Genomic DNA, 22,693 nt, shown 5'->3' with positions numbered 1-22,693 from the left:
ATCCGGGCGGGGCACTGCGACCGGGCGCAACCGTCCCGGGAGGTCACATGTCCGTCGCCGCCGACAGTCGTTACGGCCCCGCTCCGCTGCCCGCGGCGCGCGGGCCCGTCTCCGCCGCGCTGCTGACCGCGCTGCGCGCGGCGCCGGGCGAGCTGCCGGCCGGGCTGGGCACGCACCTGGACGCGGCCGCCGCGCCGCTGACCGACGAGGACCTCCAGCTCACCCTGTTCCTCTGCTACGAGCTGCACTACCGGGGCTGGTCCGGCGTCGACGAGGCGTGGGAGTGGGAGCCGTCGCTGCTGGCGCTGCGCGCCCGCGCCGAGCGGCCGTTCGAGGCGGCGCTGCGCGAGCTGGCCGGCCCGCCGCCGGCGGTGCTGCCGGCCGCCGTGCCGGGCGCGCTGGCCGACCTGGTGGCCGCCGCCGACGGCCCGCCGCTGGCCGCCACGCTGCAACGCCGCGCCGACCTCGACCGGTTCCGCGAGTTCGTCGTCCACCGCTCGATCTACCACCTGCGCGAGGCCGACCCGCACAGCTGGGCGCTGCCCCGGCTCGGTGGGCCGGCGAAGGCCGCGCTCGTGGAGATCCAGACCGACGAGTACGGCAACGGCCGGCTGGACCGGATGCACGCCGAGCTGTTCCGCACCACGATGGACCGGCTCGGCCTGGACACCGGCTACGCCGCCCATCTGGACCGGGTGCCGGCGGTGACACTGGCGACGAACAACCTGATGTCGCTGTTCGGCCTGCACCGGCGGCTGCGCGGGGCGCTGCTCGGGCACCTGGCCGCGTACGAGATGACCTCGTCGCTGCCGAATCGCCGCTACGGCAACGGACTGCGCCGGCTCGGCTTCGACGAGGTCGCCACGCGCTTCTACGACGAGCACGTCGAGGCCGACGCCGTACACGAGCAGATCGCCGCGTACGACATGTGCGGCGGGCTGGTCCGGGCCGAGCCGGCGCTCGCGTCCGACGTGCTGTTCGGGGCCGCCGCCGCGCTGGCACTGGACGCCCTCTTCGCCGCACACCTGCTCACCGCCTGGTCGACGGGCGAGTCGTCCCTGCGCCCACCCCAGCACGCCCTCGCCGCAGCCTGACCCCACTTTTCGCTCGCGATCTTGCAGTTCGGGCCCCCTGCGTGCCCGGTTCGGGAGGTTTGCCGGGCACCGAAGTGCAAGATCGACGAGGTGGGGGTCAGGACTCGCGGTCGCTGCCGGCCCGGAAACCGCTCACCTTGTGCGTGCCGTCGCAGAACGGCTTGATCGCGCTCTTGCCGCATCGGCACAGCGCCACCGTGCCCCGGCGCGTCTCGATCGGCGTGCCGTCGGGCGTGACCAGCGCGAAGTCGCCGCGTACCAGCAGTGGTCCGTCCCGGTACGGGGTGATGGTCGCCGCCGGGGTGCTCTCGTCGTCGGGCATGCGCGGTGCAGTGCCCGTCCCGGTCCGGCCCAAACCCGCACCCGAGCGCTGTTGCGCCCGCGACGGCGGGCACGCGGCGCGACGGCGTACCTGGGTGTCGCGGGCGGTGCGGTTACCGGGCGGGCCTTGGTCCTCACCCGTGGGGAGATGCCCCGTTTAGACCCCAGAGGGACGGGAAGCCGGGCCGCGTGGTGAGCGAACGAGTCGAACGGACGCCGGTCAGCGGCGCGGGGCTGCCCGTGGATCGGGTGGTGGCGGCCGGCAGCGCCGCCCGGGTCCTGGTCGCCGCGACCGCCCGGGCGCTGCGCGGCGACGACTGCGGCGACCTCGGTCACCCGGGAGGACTGTCCCGCCTCGGCGGCGCGCCCGAGCCGGTACGCCGCGCCGCCGCCGTCCGGGCCGCCGGGCGGTCGGCGCTCACCGCCGGCCAGATCGCCGCCGTGGACGCCGAGCGGGTGGCCGGGTGGTTCGCCGGGCAGTACCCGGACCGGCGCTGGCCCGGCGTGGTGCTCGGCTCCCCGCACGGCGCCGCCGCCCACCTCGCGACGGCGCTCGGGGTGCCCTGGCTCCCGGCCGGGTTCGAGGTCGCCGGGCAGTGGACCCGGGGAGCGGTGGACCGCCCGGACGCCGCGTTCGCGCACGGGGCCACGCTGGCCGCCCGGCTGCTCGACGCCAACCCGCGTGTGCACGTACGCCAGGTGCACTGCCCGGCCAGCCGGGGTGCGGCGGCCGGCGCGGCGGTGACGTTCGCGGTGCGCTGGCGCACGCTGCCGAAGGCGTACGCGCGCTTCCTGGCCGACCGGCTGGAACCGGCCGCGCCGGTGCTGCTGCTGCACGACGCCCGGACCTGGCCGGTGCGCGACTGCGGCGACGGGCACAGCTTCCAGGCCGGCTCCCCGGCGGGCGGCCTGGACCCGGTCGACTTCCACCCGGACGCCCGCGCGCTGGGCCAGGTGCTGCGCGCGGTCGGCGGGGAGAAGACGCGCTGGGAGGCGCCGGAGGTCACGGTGGCGGGCGCGTTCGCCGAACACGGCGTGGAGTCCGGTTTCGAGCACGACGCCCGCTGCTGGAGCGACCGGCACGGGCATCCGCTGCACCGGGTGGTCGTGCCGCAGCCGGACGCGCTGAGTGCGGTGACCGCCGACCTGTACCGGCGCTGGCTGCGGCGGGCCGGCAAGACCGGGAACCGGCTGGTGGTGGAGTGCGGCCGGCTGCTCGACCCGGCGCAGGTGCTGCGGGCCGGCCTGGTGCCCTACTGGTGCGAGAACGCCACCGCGCGCCGGGTCGCCGGCGTCGAGTGGTGGCTGGCCGGCAGCGAGCCGTTCAGTTCGGTGGACGTGCTGCCGGAGCCGCCGGGCCTGCGCTCGCCCGCGTACGCGGGACTGCCCCAGTGGCTGGCGGTGGCCGGCTTCGGGCGCCGCAGGCGGGCCCTGGACCGGGGTGCCGCGCGCGGCTACCCGGTCGCCTCGGTACCCACCCGACGTGCCACGGAGGTGTTGCGCAACCAGCCCTGCGACCTGCCCGCGCCGCCGCCGCTGCGGATGGCCGAGGCCCTCACCGCGCTACGTGACGCGGGCGCGCACCAGGGCCTGCTGGTCTGCTGACCGACCGCCGGGAACGGCTGGCCGGCCAACCTGGCGAAACTTCCTCGCGATCCTGCGGTCCGTGATTGAGTACCTACGGAGCGGGAAGACCGCTCGCCGCGAAACGGCCCACGACGCCGTGCGGCGGGCAGCCACCGCTTTCGACGTATCCGTCACGTAACCCAACTTCCTCACCCGGTGCGTGGTCCGACCACGCGCACGACCGGTTCCGACCGGGCGGGGGCTCTTCGGCGAGGGGGCGCGGATGTTCGGACAGACCACCACACCCACACCACCGACCACCGACCGGGGTCTGGAGGACCTGGACGCGGCGGCGCTCGCGTACGCGGCCCGCATCGAGGGCCTGCCACCGGAGCGGCGGCAGGAGGCGCGGGACGACCTGGTCCGGTTCGCGCTGCCGTTCGCCGGCCGGCTCGCCCGCCGCTACCGCGGGCGCGGTGAGCCGCTGGAGGACCTGGAGCAGGTGGCCCGTCTCGGCCTGGTCAACGCCGTCGACAGGTACGACCCGGAACGCGGTTCGTTCACCGCGTACGCGGCCATCACCATCGTCGGCGAGATCAAACGGCACTTCCGCGACCGCACCTGGGGCGTGCACGTGCCGCGCCGGCTGCGGGACCTGATCCTCGAGGTGGGACAGGCCACTGCGACGCTGACCAGCGAGTTGTCCCGCGCTCCGACGGTGGCCGAGTTGTCCGCCCGGCTGGAGACGCCGGAGGAGGAGATCCTCGCCGCGCTGGAGTCGGCCGCCGGCTACAGCCCGGCCTCGCTCAACGCGCCGGTGGGCGGGGAGAGTTCGGCCGAGTTCGGTGACCTGGTCGGCGAGTCCGACCACGCGCTGGAGTCCGTCGACGACCGGGTCACGGTCAGCGGCCTGCTGCACCGGCTGCCGTGGCGGGAACGTCGCATCCTGGCGATGCGCTTCTACGGCAACCAGACCCAGGCGGAGATCGCCGCCCGGTTCGGCATCTCGCAGATGCACGTGTCCCGGCTGCTGTCGCGGGCGCTGACCTGGCTGCGTCAGGCGATGCTCGCCGACGCGCCGCCGCCCTGGCAGAACGGCGCGGCCGAGGCCGAGCCGGGCAAGGCGCGGATCTCAGTGAAGCAGAACGGCGACCGGGTGGTCGTCGAGGTCGGCGGCGAGGTGGACCGGGCCGGCGCGGACCAGTTGCGCCGGGCGATGCTCCAGGCGGTCACCGGGCAACCCCGTGAGGTGGTGGTCGACCTGGTCGGCGCCGGTGGCTTCGACGCCGGCGGGATCGCCGCGCTGATGGCCGGCCGGGAGGCCGCCGCGCGTACCGGGGTGCCGCTGCGGCTGACCCGGGTGCAGCCGGCGGTGCGCCGCTCGCTCACCGCGGCCGGACTGCCGGCCGCCGACTGACCTGCGCACGTACCGCGCCGGCTCCCCACCACGGGGAGCCGGCGCGCGGCGTACGACGAGAGGGCCGGCGCCCGGGCGGCGCCGGCCCTCGTCCGGTGTCTCAGTTCTCCGGGGTGTCCCCGTGCCCGCGCGGGTGCCGCCACCTGTCGTTCGGCTGCTCGTCGCGTTCGGCGTTGAGCGCGCTGCCCTCCGGCTCGTCGGTCTCCTCGAAGCTGGGCCGGCGCACCTCCTCCGGCGCCGGCACCTCCACCGGCCGCGCGCCGGACTGCGGCGCGGGCTGGTAGTCCACCGCCTCGGGCGCGCCGTACGCGCCGCCGGCCGACGGCGACTCCGGCACGTGCCGCTCGTGGTGCATCTCCTCGCGGAACGACTGCGGCGGCTTCGTGGTGCGCTGCGGCAGGTCCCGGCCCAGGTCGGAGACGAGCGGGCCGTACTTGAGGTCGAACGCCGGCCGCTCGGAGCGGATACGGGGCATCCGGTCGAAGTTGCGCAGCGGCGGCGGGCAGGTGGTGGCCCACTCCAGCGAGTTGCCGAAGCCCCACGGGTCGTCCACTGTGACCATCGCGCCGTACCGCCACGACTTCCAGATGTTCCAGATCACGAACAGGGTGGACGCGCCGAGCACGAACGATCCGATGCTGGAGATCGTGTTCAACGTGGTGAAGCCGTCGCCGGGCAGGTAGTCGGCGTACCGGCGCGGCATGCCCTCGTTGCCCAGCCAGTGCTGCACCAGGAACGTGGCGTGGAAGCCGATGAACATGGTCCAGAAGTGCATCTTGCCCAGCCGCTCGTCCAGCAGCCGCCCGGTCATCTTCGGGAACCAGAAGTAGAGCCCGCCGAACGCGGCGAATACGATGGTCCCGAAGAGCACGTAGTGGAAGTGCGCCACCACGAAGTACGTGTCGTGCACGTGGAAGTCCACCGGCGGGCTGGCCAGCAGCACCCCGGTCAGGCCGCCGAGCAGGAACGTCACCAGGAAGCCGATGGCGAACAGCATCGGCGTCTCGAACGTGAGCTGTCCCTTCCACATGGTGCCGATCCAGTTGAAGAACTTCACGCCGGTGGGCACCGCGATCAGGTAGCTCAGGATGCTGAAGAACGGCAGCAGCACCTGCCCGGTGGCGAACATGTGGTGCGCCCAGACCGTCATCGACAGCACCGTGATGGCGATGGTGGCCAGCACCAGGCCGGTGTAGCCGAAGATGGGCTTGCGGGAGAACACCGGGATGATCTCGGTGATGATGCCGAAGAACGGCAGCGCGATGATGTACACCTCGGGGTGGCCGAAGAACCAGAACAGGTGTTGCCAGAGCATCGGCCCGCCGGTCGTGGGGTCGTACACGTGCGAGTGCAGGATCCGGTCCGAGGCGAGCGCCATCAGCGCGGCGGCGAGCAGCGGGAACACGAAAATCACCAGGACGCTGGTGAGCAGCGCGTTCCAGGTGAAGATCGGCATCCGGAACATCGTCATGCCGGGCGCGCGCAGCGTCACGATCGTGGTGATCAGGTTGACCGCGCCGAGGATTGTGCCCAGGCCGGACACGGCCAGGCCGACCACCCACAGGTTTCCGCCGACGCCGGGGGAGTGCTGCGCGGTGCTCAGCGGCGTGTACGCGGTCCAGCCGAAGTCCGCCGCGCCGGCCGGGGTGGCGAATCCGCCCATGACCATCAGCGCGCCGAGGAAGTAGAGCCAGTACGCGAACGCGTTGAGCCGGGGGAACGCCACGTCGGCGGCGCCGATCTGCAGCGGCACCAGATAGTTCGCGAACCCGAAGAACATCGGTGTGGCGAACAGCAGCAGCATGATCGTGCCGTGCATGGTGAACATCTGGTTGTACTGCTCGGGGGAGACGATCTGCATCCCCGGCCGGGCCAGCTCCGCCCGGATGATCAACGCGAGGACCCCGCCGACGATGAAGTACCCGAACGACGTGACCAGGTAGAGCAGGCCGATCTGCTTGGCGTCGGTGGTCCGCAGCAACCGCCACAGCGCGTTGCCCTTCACCGCCTCCCGTACGGGCCCGGGGTAGCCCCCGAACCGGGCCGGCGCGAGGATCGCGGGCCCTCGGTCTCGTGCCGGTTCCGTGACTACCCGCTTGGGCATGGCATCTCACCCCGTGTGACGACAGACAGGACGGGCGGGCGTACCCGGCCCTCTGCCCATGTAACCAGGCGAGAGCGGAGAATTCGGTCAATTAGCCGGGAGCATGGCCCAGACGACCTTGCCGGCGCCGACCGGAGTGCTGCCCCAGCGCTGGGTCAGCTCGCGGACCAGCATCAGCCCGCGGCCGCCCTCGGCGCGCGGATCGCGGCTGCTCGCGGCGCGGGCGTCGGCCGGGCTGCCGTCCATCACCGCGACCCGCAGGTACGGCCGGCGCAGCGTCAGCGTCACGTGCATCGGGGTGCCGGCGTGCCGCACCACGTTGCCGACCAGCTCGGTGAGCACCAGCGACGCCGGGCCGGCCAGCTCCGGCACGTTCCACCTGCCGCACGCCTCCGTGACCAGCTCCCGGGCCCGCCGGCAGGCGCCGGCGACCGGCTCCAGCCGGGCCCGCAGCCGGGGCGCCGCCTCCGCGCCGGCCAGCGCGGTCGCCTCGGCGCAGTCCCGGCGCACCGGCACCACCCGGCAGGCGGTGGTCTCGTTCAGCCAGGCCGCCGTCTCGGCGCAGGGAGCGGCGAGCACCATCGGCACCGCCGGCCAGTCGGCGGCGCGCCGCGCGGCGGCGGCGAAGACGGACAGGGCGAGCGGCTCGCCGACCTCGATCTCCTCCAGGTCGACCACAAGAGCGTCCGGCTGCGCGGCGAGGCAGTTGTCGAGCACCTCGTGCACCGCGCGCATCGTGCCCAGGTCGAGCGCTCCGGCCAGCCGTACGACAGTGACCGGCGACTCGTCGCGGACCTCGCACCTGATCCGGGTCACCATCGCCGCCTCGTTTCCATCTCGTCGGGGAGGGTCGCCCGGCCGGGACGCTCGCCGCCTCCCGTCGCCGGAGGACTACGGACGTACCCGCGCCCCGGACCGGCGAAACCGGGCATCCGGGCTCCCGAGGCGCAGGTCAGCGGCGGTCCCCGCGCCGCGTCGCGACCAGGCCCAGGGCCAGCATGGCGGCGCCCAGCAGCAGGTGCAGCCACGAGTCCGCGCGGTTGACCGCGAGCACGTTCGCCGCGTCACGTCCGTCGATCGCCAGGCCGGCCCGGCCGCGCGGGGCAGCCGGGCCGGTGCGGCTCAGGCCGGCTGCAGCGGCTTCGTCACGCCCGCCCGGACCCGGTCGTACAGCTCGACGTACTGCTGTGCCATCCGGGCCGGGGTGAACCGCCGGGCCGCCTCCCGCCGGCACTCGGCCGGCTCCAGCCCGGCGGCGAGCACCAGGTCACCCAGCTCACGCTCGTCGTCGGTGAGCAGGCCGGTGCGGCCGTGCTCGATCAGCTCCGGCAGGCAGCCCCGGGCGGTGGCCACCACCGGCGTGCCGAGCGACAGCGACTCGACCACAGCCGTACCGCCCGGCTCCTCCCAGCGCAGCGGGAACAGCGACGCCCGCGCCGAGGCGACCAGGTCGTCGCGCTCCCGCCCGGCGACAGTGCCGACCCAGCGCACCCGGTCGCCGTCGACGTACGGCGCCACCTGGTCGTAGAAGAAACGCACGTCCGGGTTCTGCCGGGCCTCGTCGCCGGCCGCGGCCAGATCCTCCGGCCGGTGGTACGGGCCGACCGGCCCGGCCAGAACCAGCCGGAAGCCGGTCTCCTGCGCCAGCCGGGCGCCCAAATCCTGCCCCTTGCCCGGGTTGATCCGGCCGAGGATCACCACGTGGTCGCCCTTGGCCACCGGCGCGTGCCGGTCCGCGTCGACCGCGAGCGGGGTGGACAGGTGCACGTGCCCCACCGAGTGCGCGCGCAGCGCCTCCGGAGCGCGCGCCAGCTGCGATGCGGAAACGCCGTTGACCCGTACCCGGTCGCCGCCGTCGAGGTTGCCGTACAGCTCCGGGTGCTTGGCCAGGTCCCAGTGCAGCGTGTGCAGCACCGGCGGGGCGTCCGGGCCCATCGCGGCGAGCGTGGCCAGGCCGACCGCCTCCACGTGGTCGTGCACCAGGTCGATGTCGTCGCGGGCGTGCAGCGCCCGCACCACCTCGGACAGGTGCGCCTGGGAGACGCCGCAGACCTGGTTGTACGGCCGCTGCAACGCGTGGAACTGGCCGTCCGGGAAGACCGCGATCCGCTCGTCGACCGGCAGCGTGCTGCTCTCCACCGAGGCGAGCACCACCCGTACGCCCAGGCGGCGCAGCTCCGGCACCAGCGTGGCGATCACGTTCTCGATGCCGCCGTAGCCCGGCGGAGGCACGGACAGCCACGGCCCGGCGTTCATCAGCACGGTGAGCGTCATGCGCTGTCCTCTCTCAGGGTTTCCCCACTCACGCGGCCGCCACCCGGCGGCGGGGAAGGCGGTGCCGCATCTGCGCCAGCGGCGGGCGTTCCTGCACCGACACGTCGTTGACCACGATCTCGCGGTCCAGGTTGGGCAGCGTCTCCGAGCCGCCCCGGCGGAACTGGGTCAGCAGCGCGGTCGGCGCCACCCCCGGCGCCGCCCACCCGCGTCGTTGCAGCCGCGACCAGGCGGTCAGCATGATCTGCGCGGACATCCGGCCCAGCGCGGCGGTGTCCTGGTGCCGGTGCTTGCGCTCACCCAGGTCGACCTGGGCCAGCGCGTCCAGCCCGACCATCTCCAGCAGGTCGATCAGCATGGCCGTCTCGACGCCGTACCCGGTGACGAACGGCACCCGCTCCAGCACCTCGCGGCGGCCGGCGTACTCGCCCGCGAGCGGTTGCACGAAACCGGCCAGCTCCGGCCAGAACAGGTTCAGCAGCGGCCGGGCCATCAGCTCCGTCACCCGCCCGCCGCCGTCGGGCTCCACACTCGTCGCACCGACCAGCGGCCGGTGGTAGAAGCCCTTCACGAACTCCACGCCCGGATCCGTCAGCAGCGGCCCGAGCAGCCCGGTCACGAAATGCGGCCGGAACTCGCGCAGGTCGGCGTCGACGAACGCGACCACGTCCCCCTCGGCCGCGGCCAGCCCGGCCCAGAGCGCGTCGCCCTTGCCGGTCAGGCGGGGCAGCCCGCGCGTCATCGCGTCCTGGCTGACCACCTCGGCGCCGGCGGCGCGCGCCACCTGCGCGGTCCGGTCGGTGGACCGGGAGTCCACCACGATCAGCTCGTCGACGAGCGGCACACGGTCCATCAGGTGTTCCCGGACGGTCGACACGATCGCGCCGACCGTCGCCTCCTCGTTGCGGGCCGGCAGCACCACGCTGACCCGGCTCGCGCCCTTGGCGCGTACCAGTCGCCGCGCCGGCCAGTCGTCGGCGGTGCTGGTGCGGTACGTGGCCCACGCCTCCACCACAGGTGAGACGGTCGAATCTGATTCCCGCACGGGCACCCCCCATTAGTGGTGGAATCGCGAATCATGGTTTTCCCAATCCCGCATCCGCGCTAACCGGATCTTGCCTAACAACCTGATCACCAGGTGCGTACCGGGCGGTTCCGGGCGGATGAACGTTGCGTTGCGCCCCCCGGCGGCGTTTCGCGGGCGGCCGCCGGGGGGAGTGGTGACCGCAGTCTTCCAGTCGTGGCGAGAGGGTTGGTCGGATGCGTACCTGCCGGGTGGGACTAGTCGGAGCCGGTGGGGTGGCACAACGCCACGCCCGGGTGCTCACGGGCTTCGAGGACGTGGAGCTGCTCGGTGTGACGGACGTCGCGCCGGACGCGGCGGGGGCGCTCGCCGGCACGTACGGCGGCCGGGTGTTCCGCGACGTGGACGAGCTGCTCGCGGCCGGGCCGGACGCGGTGTACGTCTGCGTGCCGCCGTTCGCGCACGGCCCGGTCGAGGAGGCGGTGGTCGCCGCCGGGGTGCCGATGTTCGTGGAGAAGCCGGTGGCGCTGGACCTGGAGACCGCCGAGCGGGTCGCCGCGCTGGTGCAGCAGCAGGGGCTGCTCACCGGCGTCGGGCACCACTGGCGTTACCTGCACGTCGTGGAGGAGGCGCGGCGGCTGCTCGCCGGCCGTCCGGTGCGGATGGTCAACGGCGCCTGGCTGGACAAGGTGCCGCCGGTGGCCTGGTGGGCGCGGCGGGACCGCTCCGGCGGCCCGGTGGTCGAGCAGGCCGCGCACGTGCTGGACCTGGTCCGGCTGCTGGCCGGTGAGGCGGTCGAGGTGACCGCGTACGGCGACGGCAGCCCGCCGCCGGTCGACGGCGCCGACATCGACTCGGTGACCGCCGCCACGCTGCGGTTCGGCTCCGGCGCGGTCGGCACGCTCGCCGCGTCCTGCGTGCTCGGCTGGAAGCACCGGGCCGGCGTGGAGATCCTCGCCGACGGGCTGGCGCTGTGGCTGGCCGAGGACGGCCTGACCGTGCGTGACGCCGACGGCGAGCGGCACGTTCCCGCCGACCCGGACGGCGCGCGGGTCGCAGTCGACCGGGCCTTCGTCGACGCCGTCTGCGGCCTCGGCGACGACGTCCGGGTGCCGTACGCGGAAGCGCTGCGCACCCACCGGCTCGCGCTGGCGGTGGCCGAGTCGGCGCGTACCGGACGGCCGGTGGCGTTGCCGACCGGGCCGGCGTCCCGACTCTCCGCGCCGGTCGCGGACGCGGGGGTGAGCGTCGATGCGTGACCGGGTGGTGGTGGTCGGCGGTCCCGGCCGGGTCGAGCTGGCCGAACTGGACGCGCCGGAGCTGCGCGAGGGCACGTTCCGGGTGGAGACGCTCTACAGCGGCGTCTCGGCCGGCACCGAACTGAGCTTCGTCAAGGGCACCAACCCCTACCTGCACGTCACCTGGGACGCCGCGCTCGGGCTGTTTCGGCCCGGCGGGGCGAGCACGCCGTACCCGGTCACCCGGCTCGGCTACATGCAGGTCGGGCGCGTGGTGGAGAGCCGGACCCCGGCCGTCGCGGTGGGCGAGGTCGGCGCCATGACGTACGGCCACCGCAGCGGCTGGGTCGCCGACCCGCTCACCGAGCGGTTCGTGCCGCTGCCCGACGACCTTGATCCGCTGCTCGGCGTGTACGTCGCGCACATGGGCCCGATCTGCGCCAACGGGCTGCTGCACGCCGCGGCCGACCTGTGCGGCGCCGACGTGCGCACGCTCGGCGACGGCGTACGCGGCCGCCGGGTGGCCGTGGTGGGTGGCGGCGTGGTGGCGCTGCTGACCGCCCTGTTCGCCCGCAGGCACGGCGCCGCCTCGGTGGTCGTGGTCGACCCGACGCCGGCCCGGCGGCAGGTCGCCGAGGCGCTCGGCCTGGACACGCTTGACCCGGACGCGGACGACCCGGCGGTGGTGCTCAAGACGCGGTGGAACCACGCCGCCGGGGACCGGGGCGCCGACGTGGTCTTCCAGTGCCGGGGCCAGGACTGGGCGTTGCAGCTCGCGCTGCGCCTGCTGCGCCCGCAGGGCACCGTGGTCGACCTGGCGTTCTACCAGGGCGGCGCGGACGCGGTCCGGCTCGGTGAGGAGTTCCATCACAACGGGCTGTCGCTGCGCTGCGCGCAGATCGGCCGGGTGCCGCGCGGGCTGGCCCCCACCTGGGACCGGGAGCGGCTGTCGGCGGAGACGGTGGAGCTGCTGCGCCAGTACGGGGACGTGATCCGTAAGCACCTGATCTCCGCAGTGGTCCCGCTGGACGAGGCTCCCGCCCTGCTGACCGACCTGGCCGACCGCCGCCGCACAGAGCTCCAGGTGGTCCTCACCCCCTGACCCCCACCCCCACCCCCACCCCTTTCCAGGGCGTCGATCATGAGGTTGGCGGCGACAAAACGGGCGCCGGACGCCGCCAACCTCATGATCGACCGAAGCGGACGCGAAGGGCGGAACCCGGCGCGCGGCGGGCGGGGGTCACAATCGGCTCCGGTTCGCGTACCGTTGCCGCTCATGGGTGTGTCGCAACGGTTGAAGACCAGGTTCCGCCGGTTCCTCCAGCGCCCGGGGACGACTGTCGACCTGGCGCCGCTGGAGAAGCTGCTGCCGGCGATCGAGGCGCGCGAGGCGGACCTGGAGCAGCTCTCCGACGCCGAGCTGACCGAGGCCGCCGGCCGGGCCACGGGCTACGAGGAGATCTGCGCGATCGGCCGCGAGGCGGCCCGGCGCGGGCTCGACCAGCGCCCCTACGACGTGCAGCTGCTCGGCGCGATGGCGCTGCTGTCCGGCAAGGTCGCCGAGATGGCCACCGGTGAGGGCAAGACGCTCACCGCGACTGTCGCCGCGTACGGGCACGTGCGGCTGGGCAACGGCCCGGTGCACGTGCTCACCGTCAACGACTACCTGGCCCGCCGCGACGCCGAGTGGATGACGCCCGTCTACGACCTGCTCGGGCTGACCGTCGGCTGGGTCAACGAGGCCTCCACGCCCGACGAGCGGCGCGCCGCGTACGGCTGCGACGTCACGTACGTGTCGGTCAGCGAGGCCGGCTTCGACTTCCTGCGCGACCAGCTCGTCACCGACCTGGCCGACCGGGTGCAGCCGCCGCTGAAGACCGCGATCGTGGACGAGGCCGACTCGATCCTGATCGACGAGGCCCGGGTGCCGATGGTGCTGGCCGGCGCGGTCGGCGGCGAGCAGGACCCGGTGCACGCCGCGGCCGCGCTCGTGCGCGGGCTGCGCAAGGGCAAGCACTACACGGTCGCCGAGGACGGCCGCAGCGTCGCCTTCACCTCGGTCGGCCTGGCCACCGTCGAGGCCAAGCTCGGCGGCATCGACCTGTACGACGAGGAGCACGTCGGGCAGCTCTCCGCGGTGAACGTCGCGCTGCACGCGCACGCCCTGCTGCACCGGGACGTGGACTACATCGTCCGGGACGACTCGGTCGAGCTGATCGACGAGATGCGCGGCCGGGTCGCCCAGCGCCGCCGCTGGCCGGACGGGCTCCAGGCCGCGGTCGAGGCGAAGGAGGGCCTGGACGCCACCGCCGAGGGCGAGGTGCTGGGCACGATCACCGTGCAGGCGTACATCGCGCTCTACCCGACTGTCTGCGGCATGACCGCGACCGCGGTGCTCGTCGGCGACCAGCTCCGCGAGTTCTTCGGCCTCGAGGTCGCGGTGATCCCGCCGAACACCCCCTGCGTCCGCGAGGACGAGCCGGACCGGATCTACGCCACCCGCGCCGAGAAGGAGGAGGCGCTGGTCGACGAGATCACGCGCTGCCACCAGGCGGGGCGGCCGGTGCTGGTCGGCACGCTCGACGTCAAGGAGTCCGAAGGGCTGGCCGCCGCGCTCAACGCCGCCGGCGTCTCCTGCGTGGTCCTCAACGCCAAGAACGACGACGAGGAGGCCGGCATCATCGCGGAGGCCGGCGCGTACGGCGCGGTGACGGTCTCCACCCAGATGGCCGGCCGGGGCGTGGACATCCGGCTGGGCGGCAGCGACCAGGCCGACCGGGACCGGGTGGCGGAACTGGGCGGCCTGTACGTGATCGGCAGCGGCCGGCACGACAGCCGCCGGGTCGACGACCAGCTCCGCGGCCGGGCCGGCCGGCAGGGCGACCCGGGCGGGTCGGTGTTCTTCGTCAGCCTGGAGGACGACCTGGTGGTCCGGCACGCCGGCGACACCGTGCCGGCCTCGCCCCGGATGAACGCCGACGGCCTGGTCACCGACCCGCAGGTCGACTACGCGGTCGAGCACGCCCAGCGCGTCGCCGAGGGCGTCAACCACGAGATCCACCGCAACACGTGGCGCTACAGCCAGGTGATCGAGCAGCAGCGCAAGGCGCTCGCCGAGCGCCGGGAGCGGCTGCTGACCAGCGACATCGCCGCGCTGATGCTGCTGGAGCGGGTGCCGGAGAAGGCCGGCGAGATGGACGAGGACCTGCTCGCCGACGTGGCGCGCAAGATCGCCCTCTATCACCTGGACCGGCTCTGGGCCGACCACCTGGCCGAGCTGTCCGAGGTGCGCGAGGGCGTGCACCTGCGGGCGCTGGGCCGGCTCGACCCGCTCGACGAGTTCCACCGCAGCGCGGTGCCGGCGTTCAACGCGCTGGTGCCCGAGATCGAGACGCGGACCGTGGCCACGTTCGAGGAGACCGAGTTCGACGAGGGCTGGGAGCCGGACTCGTCGAAGCTGGTGCGCCCGAGCGCCACCTGGACGTACCTGGTGCACGACAACCCGTTCGGCTCGGAGCTGGACCGGCTGATCGCCTCGGTGGGCCGGCGGCTCATCTCCGGGTCGCGCTGACCCGCGCCGAAGGCCCCTTCCGGTGCAACCGGGAGGGGCCTTTTTGCGCGGTTTCGCCCGCGGTCTGCGAGGGTAGTAGGCCGGGGCCCGGCCACAGGAGGGACGGACATGGGACAGGCAACGGTGCCGGACGGGGAGACCGCGTGGACGTACGCGGGGACGGTGGAGGCCCCGGCCCGGTGAACCTCGACACGCGCCAACCCATGATCGACAACCTCGGTGTGCTGGAGACGGCCGCGCTGCTGCGCGAGCTGACCGCCGGTCTGATCGGCGTGGCCGGGTTCGACGAGGCGCTCGACCGCCTGGTCCGGATCGCCCGCGACGCCGTGCCGGGCGTGGACTGCTGCGGCTTCACCGCGCTGCGCGCCGGTGAGCCCGCCGGGGTGGCCGCCTCCGACCCGGACCGGGCCGAGCTGGACGACCTGCGGCACGGCCCGGACACACCGGCCCTGACGGCGATCCGCCGACGGGAGATGATCATCGCGGGCGGGCTGTCCGACGAGACGCGCTGGCCGGCCTGGAGCGAGCGGGCCCGCGTGCTCGGCGTGCACGGGGTGATCTCCGCGCCGGTCGACGTGGACGAGCAGGTCATCGGCGCGATCAACCTGTACGCCGAGTCGCCCGACGCGCTCACCCCCCGGCACCAGCTCACCGCGATGCTGCTCGCCGAGCACGCCGGGCTGCTGCTGGCCGCCGCGCGCGACCGTGAGCGGGCCGCCAGCCGGGCCGGTGAGATCGACGACTCGCTGCTGGCCGAGGGAGTGGTCGGGCAGGCCGTCGGCGTGATCATGACGCAGCGCGGCTGTCCCGCCCCGGAGGCGCTGCGGGTGCTGCGCAGCGCCGCGTCCTCGCTGGACATCCCGCTGCGCGAGGTGGCCGAGCGGCTCGTGCTGACCGTCTCCCGGCCCCGGGACAACTGAGCGACAGTCGTTTCACCCCGCGGCGCCTCGGGTAGCACTCTGGACTGGTGAGCTGCGCCGACCTGGGGAGGAAGCGATGCAGAGCCGACTGCGGGTGCAGGGGCATCCCATCCAACCGATGCTTGTCACGTTCCCGTTCGGCCTGTTCGTCTGCGCCGCGGTCTTCGACCTGGCCGACGTGGCGGGCGGTCCGGCGTTCCTCGGTGAGGTGGGCTACTGGACCGCGGTGGCCGCGCTCGTCGCCGCCGGGCTCACCACCGTCGCCGGCCTGGTCGACCTGTGGGACGTCCGCGCCGGGCGCACCAGCCGGACCGTCCTGACGTTCAACCTCGTCAACGCCGTGATGGCGGGGCTGTTCCTGCTGTCCTGCCTGATCCGGGCGAACGCCCCGCAGCGCGGCGCGAACGGCGCCCTGCTCGCCGCCGAACTCGTCGCGCTCGCCGTCGGCGCGGTCGGCGTGGCCCTGGGCGCGCGGCTGATGCAGCAGTTCGACCGGGCCACCGAGCCGACCGGCTTCGAGACGTTCGGCGACGTGCCCCCCGGGTCCACAGTCGAGATCGCCCGCCCGCGCCCGTTCTGACCCGGCCGAAATCCGTTGCCGCGGCCGTCGCCGGGCGGCAGGCTCGCGGGCATGGTCCGCACGTTCTCCGAACTCGTAGCCGAGGCCGAGGCCGCGCCGGTGGAGGGCTGGGGCTTCGACTGGCTGCGCGGCCGCGCCACCGAGGAGCGCCCGCCCTGGGGGTACGCACGCCTGGTGGGCGACCGGATGGCCGCCGTGAGGGCGGCGCTGGACGTCGACACCGGCGGGGGAGAGGTGCTGGCCGAGGTGCCCGCGCCGCCGCCGCTGCTGGTCGCCACCGAGGCGTGGCCGCCGAACGTGCCGGTGGCCCGGCGCAACCTGCGTCCGCTCGGCGCGACAGTGGTACGGGTGGCCGACCGGCCGCCGCTGCCGTTCCGGGATGCCGCCTTCGACCTGGTCGTGAGCCGTCATCCGGTGCACACCTGGTGGGACGAGGTGGCCCGGGTGCTGCGCCCCGGCGGCACCTACCTGTCCCAGCAGATCGGCCCCGGCACGGTGCGGGAGCTGAGCGAGGCGATCCTCGGGCCGCTGCCGCCACCGGAGCACCGGCACCCGGAGGTGGCGGTCGCCGACGCGCGGGCCGCCGGGCTCACAGTCGTCGACCTGCGCGAGGCGACGCTGCGTACCGTCTTCCACGACGTCGGCGCGGTGGTCTGGTTCCTGCGCAAGGTGGTCTGGACGGTGCCCGGCTTCACAGTCGGCCGTTACACCGACGAGCTGCGCCGCCTGGACGAGCGGATCCGCGCCGAGGGGCCGTTCGTCGCGTACGCCCGCCGTTTCCTCATCGAGGCGCACCGGGGCTGAGCGGGCCGGGCCGGTGCGCCTCGGCGTGGTGCGCGGCCAGCACGTCGGCGCCGAAGTCACCGGCGGGGCGGCGCAGCACGGTGTGCGCGTGGTTGCCGTCGTCGGTGGTGTTGTCGTACTCGATCAGCAGGTCGTCGCCCTGCACCCGGTAGTAGTGCCGCCGGCCCGGCTCGACCGGGCCGGCCCAGGCGAAGTGCAGCTCGCCGCCGTCGAGCCGGTCGGCCTCCCGGGCCGCCAGCTCCGGCGGCAGCCGGTCCAGGTAGAGCGCGACCAGCCGGTCGAGCAGCGCCCGGCCGGTGGGCCGCAGCCGCCCTCGGGGTACGCCGGGCGGGTCGAGCCGGCCCGGCGCGGTGGCGCGGGTGGCGCTGATGATGTCGGCCGGCGCCTCCTCGGCGATGATCGCGGCGGACCGGCCGGCCGGTCCGAGCACGTCGAGCAGTTCGCGGGCCAGGTCCTCCTCGGGGCCCAGGGGCCGGGAGACCGGGCGCCCGGAATGCCGGACGGTGGCCGGGTTGGCGCCGAGGAACACCGGCGCGGGGGAGACACGGTCGTCGGCGACTGTCATGCTCACCGACAGGTGGTGTCCCTCGAACCGCCACGCCCAGTCGTCGTCGCGGGCCGGGTCGCCGAAGACGGCCACCCAGTAGTCGCCGCTGTGCCGGCCGCGCCGCCAGTCCTCGGCCCGGTCCAGCACCTCTTCCAGGGCCATCACGGCCATGGCCTGCGCGTACGCGGCCGGGCTGAGCGCGGTGGCGAGCAGCCGGTGCGCGGCCTTGCGGGCGGTGACGTCCAGGCCGGCGAGCGTGACGCCGGGCCGGGGCCGCGGCCGGTACTCCAGCCACCGGCGGGCCGGCTCGTCGTCGAAGGCGTGCCGGGCGGCGTCGCGGGCCGGCTCGTCCAGTGCCGCCAGGAACGCCGCGGCCGCCGTGCGCATCTGCTCGGGTACGGGATCCTCCACCGTCCCTGTATACCGCCCGCCGCTCACGCGCGGCCGAGCAGCGCCAGCATGTCGGGCAGCTCGAAGAACCGCGCGGTCTCGACCGCCGACGGGCCGCCATGGTCCGGGTCGGCGCCGGCGTCGAGCAGCGCGCGGACCGCCGCCTCCTGACGCCGGAACACGGCCGCGGCGAGCGCGGTCTGCCCCCTGTCGTTGACCCGGGCCGGATCGGCGCCCCGGGCCAGCAACGCGGCAACCGTGTCCGGGTGGGCGTGGTACGCGGCGAGGATCAGCAGCGTGTCGCCCTTGGCGTTGGTGAGGTTGACTGGCAGCCCGGCGTCCACGTTGGCCGCCAGCTCCTCGGTGGCGCCGGCCCGGGCCAGGTCGAACATCCGGTGGGCGAAGGCGATGGTCTCGTCGTCGAGTTCGTCGGGCATCCGCCCAGGCTATGGCGTCGCGGCCGGGCGCGCCTGGTAGCTTGCGCAGCCGGGCACGGGAGGCGCGCGCATGGACGATCGGGTGTACGTGGGCAACGCGGCGGTGGACGGCGCGACCGACGCGGGCTGGCTGCTGGGCCACTTCAAGCCGGCCGGGGACGTGCGGCACAGCACCGACGTCGAGGTGAAGTGGGGCGTGCACCCGGCGGGGGAGACCCGGTCCCGGTGGGCCACCGGTGAGCGGCGTACCGCCCTGCTGGTGCTGATCAGCGGCGCGTTCCGGATCGAGCTGCCGGACCGCACGGTGGTGCTGCGCGCGCCCGGTGACTACGTGGTGTGGGGCCGGGGCGTGGACCACTCCTGGTACGCCGAGCGGGAGTCCACGGTGCTCACCGTCCGCTGGCCGTCCGTGCCGGGTTACAAGGTGGATCCGCCGGTCCTCCGCTGAGCCGCGCCCGGCGTCCCAGCATTCGGTATTACCTACTAAACCGATAGGCTTTACCGTCTAAGCTGTGCGGGTACACCCGCTCCGCACCGTGAGGACGCACCGCCGATGACCAGCACCGCACCGCCCGACCTGCTCGCCGTCGCCGCCCGCTGGGCGAACCCGGACGGCTGGCCGGTGCCGTTGCGGTTCGATGCGCCGCAACGCTGGTACGCCCGGCTGGACGCCGACGACGCGCACGAGGTGTGGGCGCTGAGCTGGCTGCCCGGACAGGCCACCGACCTGCACGACCACGGCGGCTCCGCAGGCGCCTTCCTGGTCGTGGCCGGCGTGCTCACCGAGGAGACGGTGAGCGGCGGACGGCTGCGCCCGCACCGGCTCGCCGCCGGAGCCGGCCGGCGCTTCGGCGTCCGGCACGTGCACCAGGTCACCAACCGCGGCGACGAGCCCGCCGTCAGCGTGCACGTGTACCGGCCGGCGCTGACCCGGATGACCCGCTACCACCTCGTCGCCGGCCGGCTCCGGGTCGCCGAGGTGGCCCGAGCCGGCGTGGCCTGGTGAGCCGCACCCGCAACCCCGACGAACGGAAGGACGCCACGATGGCGCAGACCCCCACCCGCACCGAGCGCTGTCCGGTCCCGCCGCCCGGCTCGCGGGGCATCGACGAGATCCTCGCCGCCGCCCGGACCCGCCTTCGCCGCCTCGACCCGGAGCAGGCCCACCTGGCATGCCGGGGCGGCGCGCTGCTGGTGGACATCCGCCCGGCCGCCCAGCGCGCCGCGCAGGGCACCGTACCCGGCTCTCTCGTGGTCGAGCGCAACGTGCTGGAGTGGCGCTTCGACCCGCGCTGCGCGGCGCGGCTGCCGCAGGCGTCCGGATACGACGTCCCGGTGATCGTGCTCTGCCAGGAGGGCTACACCTCGTCGCTGGCCGCCGCCGCGCTCCAGGACATCGGCCTGCACCGGGCCACCGACGTCGTCGGCGGCTTCGCCGCCTGGCAGATCGCCGGCCTGCCCACCCTCGGTCCCACCCCGCCGACCCGACCCTCGTCCGCCGCGCCCCCGGTCACCGCCGGCGGGGCGCTCCGCTGACCGTCCCGCCGCATCCGGCGGGGCGGGGCGACCGCCCGCACAGGAGGCTCCCATGTCCGTCGTCGCCCTCACCACCCGTCAGGCCCGATCGGGCCGCCCCGACCGGGCCGTGCCGCCCCGGCCGCGTACCGCACCGACGCTCACCATCACGCTCGACCTGGGTACCGGGCCGCTGACGCCGGGCCTCGCGCGCCTGGTCGACCTGCTCGACGAACTCGCCGCCACCGGCGAGGGGCATGCCGCCTTCGGCGAAGGACCGGCCGGACCGGACGGCCGCCCGGTCGCCCGTACCGTGCTCGACCTACGCCGCGGCGACGCGCCCGCCCCCGCCTCGCCCGCCCCCGGCGGCGTGCGCATCCTCACCGGCACCCGGCGCGTCCGCCGCGGCGGCGCCGAGATCCCGCTGACCCGCATCGAGTACGACCTGCTGCTGTTCCTCGCCGAACATCCCCGCCGCGTGTTCACCCGCCTGCAACTTCTCGCGAACGTCTGGGGCTACGAGCACGCGGTGGCGCGCACCGTCGACGTGCACGTGCGCCGGCTGCGGGCCAAGTTCGGGCCGGAGACGCCGCTGGTGACCACCGTGTACGGCGTGGGCTACCGCCTCGCCGACGACGCCGCGATCGTCGTGGACCGCGACGCCTGACCTCGGCCGACCGGCACGCGGCGCACCCGGTCCCGGGGTGCGCCGCGTTCACGTCTGCGGCTGATCCGCCACTGTGAACCCCTGGGGAGACCCCCCGTACCATCTCGAATCGGTGCTCTGCTGTAATCAACGGGCCTCGCACGCAGAGCGAGCGCACGGCTGCGATGTGTTCGTCAAATGTCACATTCATGCAACGCAGCCGCCCCTTGACCCTCGCAGAGACGCCGGGAAGCATCGATGAAGCGGCGTCCCGGGCCGTGGGGAGATACCCGGACCAGCCCAAGGAGGACCATGTCGGTCAGCCCCGCCTCGTCGCGCGCCGGATGGCATACGTCCCAACCCGCGGTCCCCGGTCGTCCCCCCGGCGGCCAGCGTCGTCCCGCCAACACCGCTGCCGCGCCCATGCTCACCGTCACCCTCAACATCCCCCTGGCCTGCGAGGAGTCGCTCACCCCGGCCGCCCGCCGGCTGCTCGACGCCGCCCGCGAGATGCTCGAACGCGGCGACGCGGTGGTCAGCGCGGGCACCGTCCCGGCCGAGCGCCGTCCCGACACCGTCCCGGGCGGCCGCGCTCCGGCCCGCCCGCTCGCCCCGACCATCCCGACCCTGCACATCCTCGCGTCGTCCCGGTCCGTGCTGCGCGACGGCGAGCCGCTGCCGCTGACCCGCCTGGAGTTCGACCTGCTGCTGCACCTGGTCGCCCACCCGCGCCGGGTGTTCACCCGGCTGCAACTGCTCAACGCGGTCTGGGGGTACGAGCACGCCGGCGTCCGCACCGTCGACGTGCACGTACGCCGGCTGCGCGGCAAGGTCGGTGTGGACGTCCCGCTCGTCACCACCGTCTACGGCGTCGGCTACCGGCTCGCCGACGACGCCCGCGTCACCATCGACCGCACCGGCTGACCACCCGGGACCACCACCCGACGATCGCCGCCGGACGGAGCCCCGACCGCCCGAACCGATCATGTGGTGACCCGCCCTCCCGCGCGGCACGATGGTCCGATGCGCGTGCGCCCGATCAGCCCCGACCGGCTCGTCACCGAACTGGCCGAGCGTCTCGCCCGCACCGGGACGCCCGGCCGGCTGCGGGTCGCCGTGGACGGCCCGCCTGCCGCCGGGCCGGACACGCTCGCCGAAGCGCTGGTCGAACCGCTGCGCGCCGCCGGCCGTCCGGTGCTGCACGTCCGCGCCGACGACTTCCTCCGGCCCGCCTCGGTGCGCCTGGAGCACGGCCGCACCAACCCCGACGCGTACTACGAGGGCTGGCTCGACGAACCGGGACTGCGCCGCGAGGTGCTCGACCCGGCCGGCCCGGACGGCTCCGGCCGGCTGCTGCCGTCGCTGTGGGACGCCGACGCCGACCGGGCCAGCCGCGCCGCGTACGTGGATCTGCCGCCCGGCGGGGTGGTCCTGGTCAGCGGCGCGCTGCTGCTCGGCGGCGCGCTGCCGTTCGACGTCACCGTCCACCTCGTGCTCTCCCCGGCGGCGCTTGCGCGGCGCACCGACCCGGCGCTGCGGTGGACCCTCCCCGCGTTCGCCCGCTACGCCGGCGAGGTCGACCCGGCGTCCTTCGCCGACGTGGTGGTCCGGGCCGACGACCCGCGCCGTCCGGCGCTCGTCGAGGCCGCCTGACCAGCGGCTGCGGACTCACCGGAAACACTCAGGAAACAGCCGGTTTGACCCGCCGAGGGCGGGGGTAATCGCCCGGCTCACAGAGCACGGGTGATCTCGTCGCCCGCGCATCCACAGTCGGACCGGATCCGGGGCGCAGGCCGCCCCGGTCCGGTATGAGGGCGCAGGAAAGGCAGGCAGCGATGCTCGTCCACGACACGACAGCCACGGGCCGCTCCCAGGCGGAGGTCGACCAGATCCGGCAGTCCCTGCGGTCGCGGTACGACGAGCTGACCGCCGAGTACGAGCAGACCGTGGCGCAGAGCCAGGTGCTCCGGCTGGTGGAGGTCGGCGACACCGCCGGCGACGACCAGGCCGACAGCGGCACCAAGACCGCCGAGCGGGACACCGCGCAGTCGCTGCTGCGCACCATCCTGGACCGGCGGGCCCAGTTCGAGCACGCGCTGAGCCGCCTGGACGAGGGCACCTACGGCTTCTGCGAGGGCTGCACCGCGCCCATCCCGGTGGAGCGGCTGGAGATCTTCCCGTCCGCCACCTCCTGCGTGGCCTGCAAGCAGACCCGGGAGCGGCGGGCGGCCTGAACGCCGTTCCG

At 74.4% G+C, this 22,693-nt stretch carries 24 protein-coding genes; 16 read left to right on the top strand and 8 right to left on the bottom strand.

Features of this window, described 5'->3' with window-relative positions; translation table 11 throughout:
* Positions 1 to 47: 47 nt before the first annotated feature.
* Positions 48 to 1,094 (top strand): iron-containing redox enzyme family protein, encoded by a 1,047-nt coding sequence (locus tag ML5_RS27505; protein ID WP_013477005.1) that lies wholly within the window; start codon positions 48 to 50, stop codon positions 1,092 to 1,094.
* Between the two features lie 97 nt (positions 1,095 to 1,191).
* Here the strand turns inward: ML5_RS27505 and ML5_RS27500 are convergent, their stop codons facing one another.
* Complete coding sequence (locus ML5_RS27500; protein WP_013286027.1) at positions 1,192 to 1,416, bottom strand: CDGSH iron-sulfur domain-containing protein; 225 nt, start codon at positions 1,414 to 1,416, stop codon at positions 1,192 to 1,194.
* Between the two features lie 188 nt (positions 1,417 to 1,604).
* Here ML5_RS27500 and ML5_RS27495 point away from each other — a divergent pair, with 188 nt between their 5' ends.
* Together ML5_RS27495 and ML5_RS27490 are read left to right on the top strand one after the other, a co-directional pair.
* Positions 1,605 to 3,020 carry a hypothetical protein gene (locus tag ML5_RS27495; protein ID WP_013477004.1) on the top strand — a complete coding sequence of 472 codons (1,416 nt, stop codon included), beginning with the start codon at positions 1,605 to 1,607 and terminating at the stop codon, positions 3,018 to 3,020.
* A 244-nt stretch (positions 3,021 to 3,264) separates the two neighbouring features.
* Positions 3,265 to 4,398: a SigB/SigF/SigG family RNA polymerase sigma factor gene (locus ML5_RS27490; RefSeq protein ID WP_013477003.1), complete on the top strand. Its 1,134-nt coding sequence runs from the start codon at positions 3,265 to 3,267 to the stop codon at positions 4,396 to 4,398.
* Between the two features lie 100 nt (positions 4,399 to 4,498).
* On the opposite strand, the gene ctaD is transcribed toward ML5_RS27490, so the two are convergent.
* From ctaD to ML5_RS27470, 5 genes are all read right to left on the bottom strand, one after another.
* A complete protein-coding gene (ctaD, locus tag ML5_RS27485; RefSeq protein ID WP_013477002.1) occupies positions 4,499 to 6,502 on the bottom strand; it encodes a cytochrome c oxidase subunit I in 2,004 nt (667 codons plus the stop codon).
* Between the two features lie 87 nt (positions 6,503 to 6,589).
* Positions 6,590 to 7,321, bottom strand: a complete 732-nt coding sequence (locus ML5_RS27480) for an ATP-binding protein (protein ID WP_013286031.1) — start codon at positions 7,319 to 7,321, stop codon at positions 6,590 to 6,592.
* A 133-nt stretch (positions 7,322 to 7,454) separates the two neighbouring features.
* Positions 7,455 to 7,736, bottom strand: a complete 282-nt coding sequence (locus tag ML5_RS33145; RefSeq protein WP_255348689.1) for a DUF4383 domain-containing protein — start codon at positions 7,734 to 7,736, stop codon at positions 7,455 to 7,457.
* Positions 7,625 to 8,776, bottom strand: coding sequence for a glycosyltransferase (locus ML5_RS27475; protein WP_013477001.1), 1,152 nt, complete (start codon positions 8,774 to 8,776; stop codon positions 7,625 to 7,627). The genes ML5_RS33145 and ML5_RS27475 overlap by 112 nt, the downstream gene beginning before the upstream one ends.
* A 28-nt stretch (positions 8,777 to 8,804) precedes the next feature.
* Positions 8,805 to 9,788 (bottom strand): glucosyl-3-phosphoglycerate synthase, encoded by a 984-nt coding sequence (locus ML5_RS27470; protein WP_225319619.1) that lies wholly within the window; start codon positions 9,786 to 9,788, stop codon positions 8,805 to 8,807.
* A gap of 248 nt (positions 9,789 to 10,036) precedes the next feature.
* Here ML5_RS27470 and ML5_RS27465 point away from each other — a divergent pair, with 248 nt between their 5' ends.
* The 6 genes from ML5_RS27465 to ML5_RS27440 all read left to right on the top strand — a co-directional run bounded on the left by ML5_RS27465 (position 10,037) and on the right by ML5_RS27440 (position 16,913).
* Positions 10,037 to 11,059, top strand: coding sequence for a Gfo/Idh/MocA family protein (locus ML5_RS27465; protein WP_013477000.1), 1,023 nt, complete (start codon positions 10,037 to 10,039; stop codon positions 11,057 to 11,059).
* Positions 11,052 to 12,140, top strand: coding sequence for a zinc-binding alcohol dehydrogenase (locus ML5_RS27460; RefSeq protein ID WP_013286036.1), 1,089 nt, complete (start codon positions 11,052 to 11,054; stop codon positions 12,138 to 12,140). Before ML5_RS27465 ends, ML5_RS27460 begins: the two co-directional genes overlap by 8 nt.
* A 174-nt stretch (positions 12,141 to 12,314) precedes the next feature.
* Positions 12,315 to 14,609: an accessory Sec system translocase SecA2 gene (gene secA2 / locus ML5_RS27455; protein ID WP_030274274.1), complete on the top strand. Its 2,295-nt coding sequence runs from the start codon at positions 12,315 to 12,317 to the stop codon at positions 14,607 to 14,609.
* A 203-nt stretch (positions 14,610 to 14,812) separates the two neighbouring features.
* A complete protein-coding gene (locus ML5_RS27450; RefSeq protein ID WP_221488905.1) occupies positions 14,813 to 15,529 on the top strand; it encodes a GAF and ANTAR domain-containing protein in 717 nt (238 codons plus the stop codon).
* 76 nt (positions 15,530 to 15,605) lie between these two features.
* Complete coding sequence (locus tag ML5_RS27445; protein ID WP_013286039.1) at positions 15,606 to 16,109, top strand: DUF2231 domain-containing protein; 504 nt, start codon at positions 15,606 to 15,608, stop codon at positions 16,107 to 16,109.
* Between the two features lie 51 nt (positions 16,110 to 16,160).
* The gene (locus ML5_RS27440; protein ID WP_013476998.1) at positions 16,161 to 16,913 is read left to right on the top strand and encodes a class I SAM-dependent methyltransferase; all 753 of its coding nucleotides are present in this window, start codon (positions 16,161 to 16,163) and stop codon (positions 16,911 to 16,913) included.
* On the opposite strand, the gene ML5_RS27435 is transcribed toward ML5_RS27440, so the two are convergent.
* Both ML5_RS27435 and ML5_RS27430 read right to left on the bottom strand, forming a co-directional pair.
* Positions 16,891 to 17,871: a DUF3500 domain-containing protein gene (locus ML5_RS27435; protein WP_049800121.1), complete on the bottom strand. Its 981-nt coding sequence runs from the start codon at positions 17,869 to 17,871 to the stop codon at positions 16,891 to 16,893. The genes ML5_RS27440 and ML5_RS27435 overlap by 23 nt on opposite strands.
* A gap of 23 nt (positions 17,872 to 17,894) precedes the next feature.
* Positions 17,895 to 18,287, bottom strand: coding sequence for an ankyrin repeat domain-containing protein (locus ML5_RS27430; RefSeq protein WP_013476997.1), 393 nt, complete (start codon positions 18,285 to 18,287; stop codon positions 17,895 to 17,897).
* Positions 18,288 to 18,357: 70 nt separating this feature from the next.
* Between ML5_RS27430 and ML5_RS27425 the strand changes: the two genes are divergently transcribed.
* The 7 genes from ML5_RS27425 (at position 18,358) to ML5_RS27395 (ending at position 22,682) form a co-directional block, all read left to right on the top strand.
* Entirely contained in the window at positions 18,358 to 18,735 is a 378-nt protein-coding gene (locus tag ML5_RS27425; protein WP_013476996.1) for a hypothetical protein, read from the top strand.
* A gap of 105 nt (positions 18,736 to 18,840) precedes the next feature.
* Positions 18,841 to 19,293 (top strand): cysteine dioxygenase family protein, encoded by a 453-nt coding sequence (locus tag ML5_RS27420; RefSeq protein ID WP_013286044.1) that lies wholly within the window; start codon positions 18,841 to 18,843, stop codon positions 19,291 to 19,293.
* Positions 19,294 to 19,331: 38 nt separating this feature from the next.
* Positions 19,332 to 19,823 carry a rhodanese-like domain-containing protein gene (locus ML5_RS27415; protein ID WP_013476995.1) on the top strand — a complete coding sequence of 164 codons (492 nt, stop codon included), beginning with the start codon at positions 19,332 to 19,334 and terminating at the stop codon, positions 19,821 to 19,823.
* 52 nt (positions 19,824 to 19,875) lie between these two features.
* Positions 19,876 to 20,469 (top strand): winged helix-turn-helix domain-containing protein, encoded by a 594-nt coding sequence (locus ML5_RS27410; protein WP_013476994.1) that lies wholly within the window; start codon positions 19,876 to 19,878, stop codon positions 20,467 to 20,469.
* A 291-nt stretch (positions 20,470 to 20,760) separates the two neighbouring features.
* Positions 20,761 to 21,372, top strand: a complete 612-nt coding sequence (locus ML5_RS27405; protein ID WP_013286047.1) for a winged helix-turn-helix domain-containing protein — start codon at positions 20,761 to 20,763, stop codon at positions 21,370 to 21,372.
* Between the two features lie 99 nt (positions 21,373 to 21,471).
* A complete protein-coding gene (locus tag ML5_RS27400; RefSeq protein ID WP_013476993.1) occupies positions 21,472 to 22,101 on the top strand; it encodes a uridine kinase in 630 nt (209 codons plus the stop codon).
* Between the two features lie 182 nt (positions 22,102 to 22,283).
* Complete coding sequence (locus ML5_RS27395; RefSeq protein ID WP_013476992.1) at positions 22,284 to 22,682, top strand: TraR/DksA C4-type zinc finger protein; 399 nt, start codon at positions 22,284 to 22,286, stop codon at positions 22,680 to 22,682.
* The last annotated feature ends 11 nt before the right edge of the window (positions 22,683 to 22,693 follow it).

The sequence above is a fragment of the Micromonospora sp. L5 genome (assembly GCF_000177655.2).
In the GTDB taxonomy this organism is placed as follows: Bacteria; Actinomycetota; Actinomycetes; order Mycobacteriales; family Micromonosporaceae; genus Micromonospora; species Micromonospora aurantiaca.
The sequence above is the reverse complement of the archived record's forward strand: the minus strand, read 5'-3'. Positions and strand labels throughout refer to the sequence as shown.